The organism is Arthrobacter sp. BPSS-3 (genome assembly GCF_044628475.1).
In the GTDB taxonomy this organism is placed as follows: domain Bacteria; phylum Actinomycetota; class Actinomycetes; order Actinomycetales; family Micrococcaceae; genus Arthrobacter.
In genome coordinates, this window is sequence record NZ_JBIMMV010000018.1 from 1 (window position 1) to 7,474 (window position 7,474).

Sequence of the window (7,474 nt, forward strand, 5' to 3'; positions counted from 1 at the left end):
TACCTGCCGGATGTATGGTCTGCACCGGCGGGAAAGGCCACGGACCGCCTCTGGCGGTCCGTGGCTCTCTTCCGTCCAGGTACCGTTGGAGATTCCGCGCGAAGCGCTCCAGACCACGCCCTGAAAGGCTGTTTCTTATGACCGGAGCCATGGTGGACGTCGTTCTCCCGTGCTTGAACGAGTCCGGCGCCCTCCCTTGGGTGTTGTCCCGCCTTCCGGAAGGGTATCGAGCCATCGTGGTGGACAACGGATCCACGGACGGTTCGCCCGGGATCGCCACCAGCCTCGGCGCCCTGGTCGTCCACGAGGGACGGCGCGGATTCGGTGCCGCGGCGCACGCCGGACTCCTCGCGGCCACGGCAGACGTTGTCGCGTTCTGCGATTGCGACGGTTCACTGGACCCGGCCCGGCTGCCGGCCCTCGTGGAGCGGGTAACGAACGGCACGGCGGACCTGGTGCTGGGGAGCCGTCAGCCCCAGCGCGGCTCCTGGCCTGTCCATGCAAGGATCGCCAACATCGTCCTCGCTTGGCGCCTGCGGAGCCTCACCGGGGAGCCTGTGACCGATCTGGGCCCCATGAGGGCGGCGCGCAGGACAGACCTCCTGGCGCTCGGGCTTGAGGACCGCCGCAGCGGCTACCCCCTCGAAATGTTCCTGAAGGCACATCTGCGCCGCTGGAAGATTGTGGAGATGCCGGTCCCCTACGCCCCCCGCACCGGCAAATCAAAGGTCACGGGAACGCTCCGCGGCACCATCACGGCCGTCCGGGATATGTCGGCGCAGCTGAAGTCCGCCGCGGCTGCCTCCTCCCAGGGACCGGTCCGCAGCTCAAGCGGCAACGAATGACGCCTATGAGCAACAACATGGACCTGACCGTGGTGGTCATCGCCAAGGAGTGCCTGCCGGGCCGGGTCAAAACGCGCCTTAGTCCGCCGCTGAGCCCCGAGTCGGCGGCCGCCATTGCGCAGATCAGCCTCACCCAGACCCTCGACACGGCACGGACGCTCCCTGCGAAGAGCCGCTGGCTGGTGATGGACGGGACGCCCACGGCGCGCGACGCGGAGGGGTTCACCGTCGTCGCGCAACAGTCCGGGGGGCTGGATGAACGGCTCGCCGCGATCTTCGACGCCGTCACGGGCCCGGTACTCCTGGTCGGCATGGACACCCCGCAATTCTCTGCCGATCACCTGGCTCCGCTTCTCGCGGATTGGCGGTCCGGCGCGCCCGGTCACGACGCCTGGATCGGGCCCGCCACGGATGGCGGATTCTGGGCACTTGCCCTCCGACGGCCCAGCGGCCGCCTGGTCCGGGGCGTGCCGATGTCAACGGAGTCGACCGGACAGCGTCAACGGGAACGATTGGTGGCGGAGGGTCTCAGCGTCGGAACGCTGACCGAGCTCACGGACATGGATTACTTCGACGATGCCGTCGCCATCGCATCATTGATCCCCGCCACGAAGTTCGCCCACGCGGTTCATGCCGCCGCAGATAATCCGCAGTACCCGGCTGCTCTCTCGGGGGCCCGACTGTGACGGCCACTCCCGTTGCACCGGGTATGCACTTCGGCCAGGGCCTCACGGAGCCCTATGCACTGGCGCTGGCGAAGGGGACAGGAACATTGACCCTGCGCCCGGACACGGACCAGACCGCCGATCCCGTTGATTTCGACGTCCAAGGCTGGTGCGCGGAGGCAAGCCCGGCTGAGCTGTCGGTGCTCAAGCGCCTCGACGGGCCGCTCCTGGACATCGGCTGCGGCCCGGGAAGACTCCTGTCCGCCGCGCAGAACCTGGGCCTCACCGCCTGGGGAATCGACACCAGCGCCGAGGCCGTTAGGCGGGCGCGGAGCCGGGGCGTCCGGGTGCTCGAACAGTCGATCTTCGATCCCGTCCCGCACACCGGCCAGTGGCAGTCGCTGATCCTGTTGGATGGGAACATCGGCATCGGCGGCGGCATCACCGCGCTGCTCCGGCGCTGCCGCCACCTCATTGCCCCCCAGGGGACGCTCCTGGTGGAGGTGGAGGCCGACGATGAGCTGGATACCGTGTACACCGCCGTCCTGGAGGATCCTGCGGGAAACCGGAGTGCTCCGTTCCGTTGGGCCAGGACGGGAACCGGAGGAATCGCTGCCCGGGCGCCGCGCAGCGGATGGACGGTAGCGTCGGTCCACCGGGTTCAGGACCGCGTTTTCTGCCGGCTGTCCCCCTCTGCGTGGCCGTCCAGGACGGCAGTGTGAGGGCCGGGACCGTCCCCCCGGTACGTCCAGGGGCAGCGCGCGGCGCAAGGCTCGCACCATGGGCAGCGGTGGCGGCACCACTCCTGGTGCTCGCAGCTCTGCTGTGGTGGATGGTTGTCCCGCACAACCCGTTCGAATCGGCACCGATCGTCGGAACCCTGCTCTCCTGGGGTGCCGTTGCCTGGGCCGTCCTTGCCCTCCGCCGTGTACCCCGCCGCCGGCGGGCTGCCGTCCTCCTCGCCGGCACAGTGTTGCTCGGCCTGGTAGCCGTAAGCGCACCTCCGCGGACCAGCAACGATTCCGCGCGGTATGCCTGGGACGGGATCGTTCAAAAGGCGGGCGTCTCCCCGTATTCCTACGTGCCCGTCGACGAGACGATCGCCAAACTCAGACCGGACTGGCTCTTCGCCCCCGGCGGCCTTGACGACGACGGCAGGCCCGTCTGTGCCAAGGATCTTTTCCCAACGGACTCGGTTCCTGCCTTCGGCTTCCCCTCCGGCAGCCCCTTGTGCACTGCCATTAACCGGCCGCACGTGCCCACCATCTATCCGCCAACTGCCGAAATCTACTTTGCCGCTGTTCGCATAGCCCTTCCCGACTCGGTCGGGTACCTCCCCTTCCAGCTGGCCGGTCTCCTGATGAGCGTCGGCGTCACACTCCTGGTGCTCTCCGCCCTGGCGCGTCGCGGCCTGCCCGCGCACATCGCCGCCGTCTGGGCGTGGAGCCCCTTCGTCCAGCTCGAGGCGGTAAACAACGCGCATGTGGACCTTCTGGGTGCCGCGCTGATCCTGGTCAGCGGAATGCTGCTGACCCGCGGCAAGCCCCTGCGCTCCGGCGTCGCCTTCGGCGCTGCCGTGGCCACAAAGCTCATTCCGGTGATCGCAGCTCCCGCCTTGCTGTTCCGGCGCCCCGTCCGGTTCATCGCCGCCGCGCTGGCCTCCTTCGCCCTGCTCTACGTACCGTACCTGGCCGTGGCCGGAGTAGGCGTCCTGGGATTCCTCCCCGGCTATCTCAAGGAGGAAGGCTACAGCCAGAGCGGCGGCACCAGGTTCGGGCTTGCCCAGCTCGTATCCGCCGGTGGCTGGCCCCCGGTGCTGAGCGCCGTGGCCCTGGCTGCCGTGGCGGTCTACGTGCTCCGCAGAACCGGTCCGGGGAATGTCTGGGAACAGCAGACCGTCATGATCGGACTGACCCTGCTGATCGTCAGCCCGAACTACCCCTGGTACGCCCTGATGCTCCTGCCGTTCATCGTCTTGAGCCGCCGCTGGGAGTACATCGCCGTCATCCTCGCCCTCGATGCCATCTACATGGTCCCCATCGAGGATCCGCTCAGCCTTCCGCTGCACCAGGCCGCATTGGTCCTCGCCGCCGGCGCCGTCGTAACGGGCGCCCTGTGGCGTCGGAACCGCCGGCATCGACTGGCCGCCCTCGGCGGACTCGCAGCCGACTCAGGCCTCCACAGTGACCGGCCCGCGACCGGGTCCCCAACAGCTTCCCCGCACCCCACGACATGACAGGACCGACTATGGAAACACCTACCACCGGAACGGCTCAGGCGCGCATCGGCATCATCGGCGGATCGGGGACATACCAGCTCCCGGCTGCAACAGTCATCGACACGGTCGAGGTCAGCACGCCGTACGGGACGCCATCCGCCCCCGTCACCCTGGCGGATGTTGCCGGCCGACGGGTGGCCTTCCTACCCAGGCACGGCGGGAAGCACTCGGTGCCGCCGCAGCGCATCAACTACCGGGCCAACATCTGGGCGCTCAAGAGCCTCGGTGTGGAGGCGGTCCTCTCGTCCTCGGCGGTGGGCGGCCTCCGTGCAGGTTACGGACCCGACACCTTTGCGGTCACCGACCAGATCATCGACCGGACGTGGGGGCGGGCGGATACCTTCTTCGACGGAACCGTCGCCGAGGGCGTCCCGTCCGCCGGCGTCCAGCACCTCCCGGCGTCGGAACCCTTCTGCCCCACCCTGCGTTCACACCTGGCCGCCGCCCTTGAGGAAAACACCCTCGCCTTCGCCCCGACGGCAACAGTCGTGGTGATCAACGGACCACGGTTCTCGACGAAGGCCGAGTCCGGGTGGTACGCCGCAGGGGGTGCGGACATCATCAGCATGACCCAGTACCCCGAACCGCTGCTGGCCGCAGAACTCAACATGGGCTTCGCCAACCTGGCCTTCATCACCGATTCGGACACCGGACACGACGGTTCAGATCCCGTGACCGCCGACGCCGTCTTCGCCCGGTTGCGGAACGCCCAGCCCAACGTGCTGGCCGTTCTCGAAGCCGCCGTGGCGGCCATCGGCCCGGACTACCGGGCCCGGCCCTTGATGGATCCCGAGGCGGTACGCAGGATCATGGCGTTGCCCGCCGGCTTGGCCCCGGTGGCTGCCCGATGAAGATCCTGGTCACCGGCGGCGCCGGCTTTATCGGCTCGCACATTGTCGACGCCGCCCTCGCCAAGGGCTGGAGTGTCAGGATCCTGGATTCGATGGCCCCCGATCTCCACCCCGTTCCCCCGGCCCTCATGCCGGACGTGGATCTGATGGTCGGGGACGTCGCCGACCCGGGCACGGTCGACGCGGCGCTCCGCGGCGTCGATGTTGTCTGCCACCAAAGCGCAAAGGTGGGCCTCGGCGTCAGCTTCGCGGATGCGCCGGACTATGTCCGCAACAACGACTACGCCACGGCTGTGCTGCTGGCCGCGATGGAACGGCACCGCATCGGCCGGCTGGTGCTGGCATCGTCCATGGTCGTCTACGGCGAGGGCGCCTACGCGGATCCCCGGACCGGGATGCCGGTCCGGCCCGGGCCGCGTTCCGAAGCCGATTTACGTGCAGGGGTCTACGACCCCCGAGACCCGGAGGAGGGCACGGTCCTGGTTCCCGCGATGGTCACGGAAGACGCGGCGCTGGATCCCCGGAACGTCTACGCGGCGTCGAAACTGAGTCAGGAACATCTTGCCTCCTCGTGGGCCCGCAGCACCGGCGGTTCAGCCATCGCCCTGCGGTACCACAACGTCTATGGACCGAGGATGCCGAAGAACACCCCGTATGCGGGCGTGGCGTCATTGTTCCGGTCGGCGTTGGCCCGCGGCGAAGCTCCGCGCGTGTTCGAGGACGGCGGCCAGCGTCGCAGCTTCATTCATGTCCGGGACGTCGCCTCGGCCAACATCGCCGCCGCCGAGGCGCTGGCCGAAGAGACCAGGCCGCCGTTCCGGGCCTACAACGTGGGGGCGGACGAGGTCCGGACCATCGGCGACGTGGCGGCTGCCTTGAGCGCTTTCAGCGCCGGGCCGGCACCGGTGGTCACCGGCGAGTACCGGCTCGGGGACGTCAGGCACATCACCGCTTCCTCGGAGCGGATCAAGGACGAACTGGGCTGGGCCCCGGCTGTGGCTTTCGAGGAGGGCATGCGGGAGTTTGCCGTGGCTCCGCTGCGCGGCGAACCCGGATAGCCGGCTAGCGCCGCCGGCTTCCGGCCCGCCGTCCCCGGCGTTCCAGCAGGAGAATGGCGACGGCCGAGACCACTGCCAGGACCGCCCAGAGGCAGGCCAGGTTCACCGCGTAATCAGCTTCCAGGACGGTGCTCTTCCGCGCCACGGACTGGGCCTTGAGCAGCAGCGCCGTCAGCAGGGTCACTAGGGAACCGGTAAGCAGCGCTCCACGCAACACCGCGGCTGAGGCGGGCTGCAGCTTTGACCCGGCCCGGGTCAGGCCGAAGCCCGCGGCCGTGGACAGCGGCACCAGGACGCCGTCGTGCAGCAGAACGGCGACGGCCATCCACGTCAGGAGGCCCAGGAGTTGTGCCGGCCCGAGCTGGGTGGGCAACCCCACCAGGCCGTACCCCAGGACGGCCACCCCGGCGGCACCAAGCACCAGCCGGATTTTCCTTCGAGACTTGCCCGCGCTCACAGCACCTCCACACTTTGCAACCACTTGGTCTGGAGGACCCCGGGGCGGCCTGGCGCGATGATGCGGGCCGGGTAACCGTGGTCCAGGTCGAGCGCCGCACCGTTGAGTTCCAGGGCCACGAGCGTCTGCTCGTCCCTGGCGTATGCCGCGGGCATACTCATGGTGCGGTAGGCGCCTTCGGGTTCGAGGCTGGTGACGTGCAGGTCCGATTCCGGGGGAGCATCGACAGCTGCCAGCAGGTCGCGGACCCGCACCCCCCGCCAGCTGGCCAGCTGGCTCCATCCTTCGACACAGGCGATCGGCAGCTCATGGCTGTGCTGGGGCATGGCCCTCAACTGCTCCAGGGTGAAGGATCGTGTCACCGGGCCGGAACGCACAAGCAGGGCCCAGGCCGGGGAAATCGCGGCGTCGGCGACCTTGGCGTCGGCGGCGGTGCGGTTTACGGGAACCCCCTGCGGGCCGGTTCCCATTTTCCGGGGAGCAAACAGGTTCAACGGCGCCAGCCAGGCGAATGATTGTCCCGCCGTCGTGACGACCACGGCCCCGGTGGCGGCCGTGACGGCCGTCAGCATTGCCCGCCGGGACCAGCGGCCGGGCGCAGGCACTCCGGCCCCGGACTCCCCCACGGCCGCGTCGGACGCGCCGGACATGGGGGAATTGCTGGCGGCGGCCGCGGCCTGCCGGCGCCGCCAATGCGCACTGATCGCAGGCAGCTTGACCGCAATATGGAGCAGCAGCGAACCCCAGATGACCCAGGCCAGCCAGTAGTGGGTCTCACGGAACGGGAACGGCCAGGGGTACCACTTGTAGGTGTTGATCAGACCCGTTGTCACCTGCAGCAGGGACGCGGCCACGAACAGGGCGATGGAGGCCCGTTCAAGGCCGTGGACGACGGACCGGACCGGCGGCCATGACAGCAGCTCCGGATAGACCGACCACAATTTCGCCAGCAGCAGCGGGATCGATGCGATACCCGCCGTCACGTGGATTCCCTGGCTGAGCTGATAGATCCACACAGGCCGTGTCGGGAAGATCATCCAGGCCGGCGGGTTCTGCAGTCCGTGGCTGAACAGGCCCGTGAGGAAGCAGACCGTGAAGGCAATCCCGAGCCATCGGCCCAGGACGACCGTCAACCGCGTACTGCGGGTCGGAGAGGCAAATTTCGCTGCCAGAAAGTCGGTGACCCGGCGGCCGTCAAGTCTGTGCATCTCTGGTTCACTTCACCAATCCGTGATTTTTAAGACCGCTCTGTCCTGAGCCGAAGGCCACGGACCGGGTTGGGTCCGTGGCCTTCACGCGTACCTTCACCGGCGTCCGCCG

8 protein-coding genes are annotated in these 7,474 nt (G+C 68.5%); 6 read left to right on the forward strand and 2 right to left on the reverse strand.

Features of this window, described 5'->3' with window-relative positions; genetic code table 11:
* The first annotated feature begins 149 nt into the window (after positions 1–149).
* The 6 genes from ACFVY3_RS17225 (at position 150) to ACFVY3_RS17250 (ending at position 5,697) form a co-directional block, all read left to right on the forward strand.
* Entirely contained in the window at positions 150–845 is a 696-nt protein-coding gene (locus ACFVY3_RS17225) for a glycosyltransferase family 2 protein (RefSeq protein WP_400160665.1), read from the forward strand.
* A gap of 5 nt (positions 846–850) precedes the next feature.
* Positions 851–1,531: a DUF2064 domain-containing protein gene (locus tag ACFVY3_RS17230; protein ID WP_400160660.1), complete on the forward strand. Its 681-nt coding sequence runs from the start codon at positions 851–853 to the stop codon at positions 1,529–1,531.
* The gene (locus ACFVY3_RS17235) at positions 1,528–2,232 is read left to right on the forward strand and encodes a bifunctional 2-polyprenyl-6-hydroxyphenol methylase/3-demethylubiquinol 3-O-methyltransferase UbiG (protein WP_290255744.1); all 705 of its coding nucleotides are present in this window, start codon (positions 1,528–1,530) and stop codon (positions 2,230–2,232) included. Before ACFVY3_RS17230 ends, ACFVY3_RS17235 begins: the two co-directional genes overlap by 4 nt.
* Before the next feature lie 68 nt (positions 2,233–2,300).
* Entirely contained in the window at positions 2,301–3,746 is a 1,446-nt protein-coding gene (locus ACFVY3_RS17240; RefSeq protein WP_400160661.1) for a glycosyltransferase family 87 protein, read from the forward strand.
* A gap of 11 nt (positions 3,747–3,757) precedes the next feature.
* Positions 3,758–4,639, forward strand: a complete 882-nt coding sequence (locus tag ACFVY3_RS17245) for an MTAP family purine nucleoside phosphorylase (RefSeq protein WP_400160662.1) — start codon at positions 3,758–3,760, stop codon at positions 4,637–4,639.
* On the forward strand, positions 4,636–5,697 hold the full coding sequence (locus ACFVY3_RS17250; protein WP_290255747.1) for an NAD(P)-dependent oxidoreductase: 1,062 nt from the start codon (positions 4,636–4,638) through the stop codon (positions 5,695–5,697). Before ACFVY3_RS17245 ends, ACFVY3_RS17250 begins: the two co-directional genes overlap by 4 nt.
* A 4-nt stretch (positions 5,698–5,701) precedes the next feature.
* On the opposite strand, the gene ACFVY3_RS17255 is transcribed toward ACFVY3_RS17250, so the two are convergent.
* Together ACFVY3_RS17255 and ACFVY3_RS17260 are read right to left on the reverse strand one after the other, a co-directional pair.
* Positions 5,702–6,154: a hypothetical protein gene (locus ACFVY3_RS17255; protein WP_400160663.1), complete on the reverse strand. Its 453-nt coding sequence runs from the start codon at positions 6,152–6,154 to the stop codon at positions 5,702–5,704.
* Complete coding sequence (locus ACFVY3_RS17260) at positions 6,151–7,362, reverse strand: molybdopterin-dependent oxidoreductase (protein ID WP_400160664.1); 1,212 nt, start codon at positions 7,360–7,362, stop codon at positions 6,151–6,153. Before ACFVY3_RS17260 ends, ACFVY3_RS17255 begins: the two co-directional genes overlap by 4 nt.
* Between the last annotated feature and the right edge of the window lie 112 nt (positions 7,363–7,474).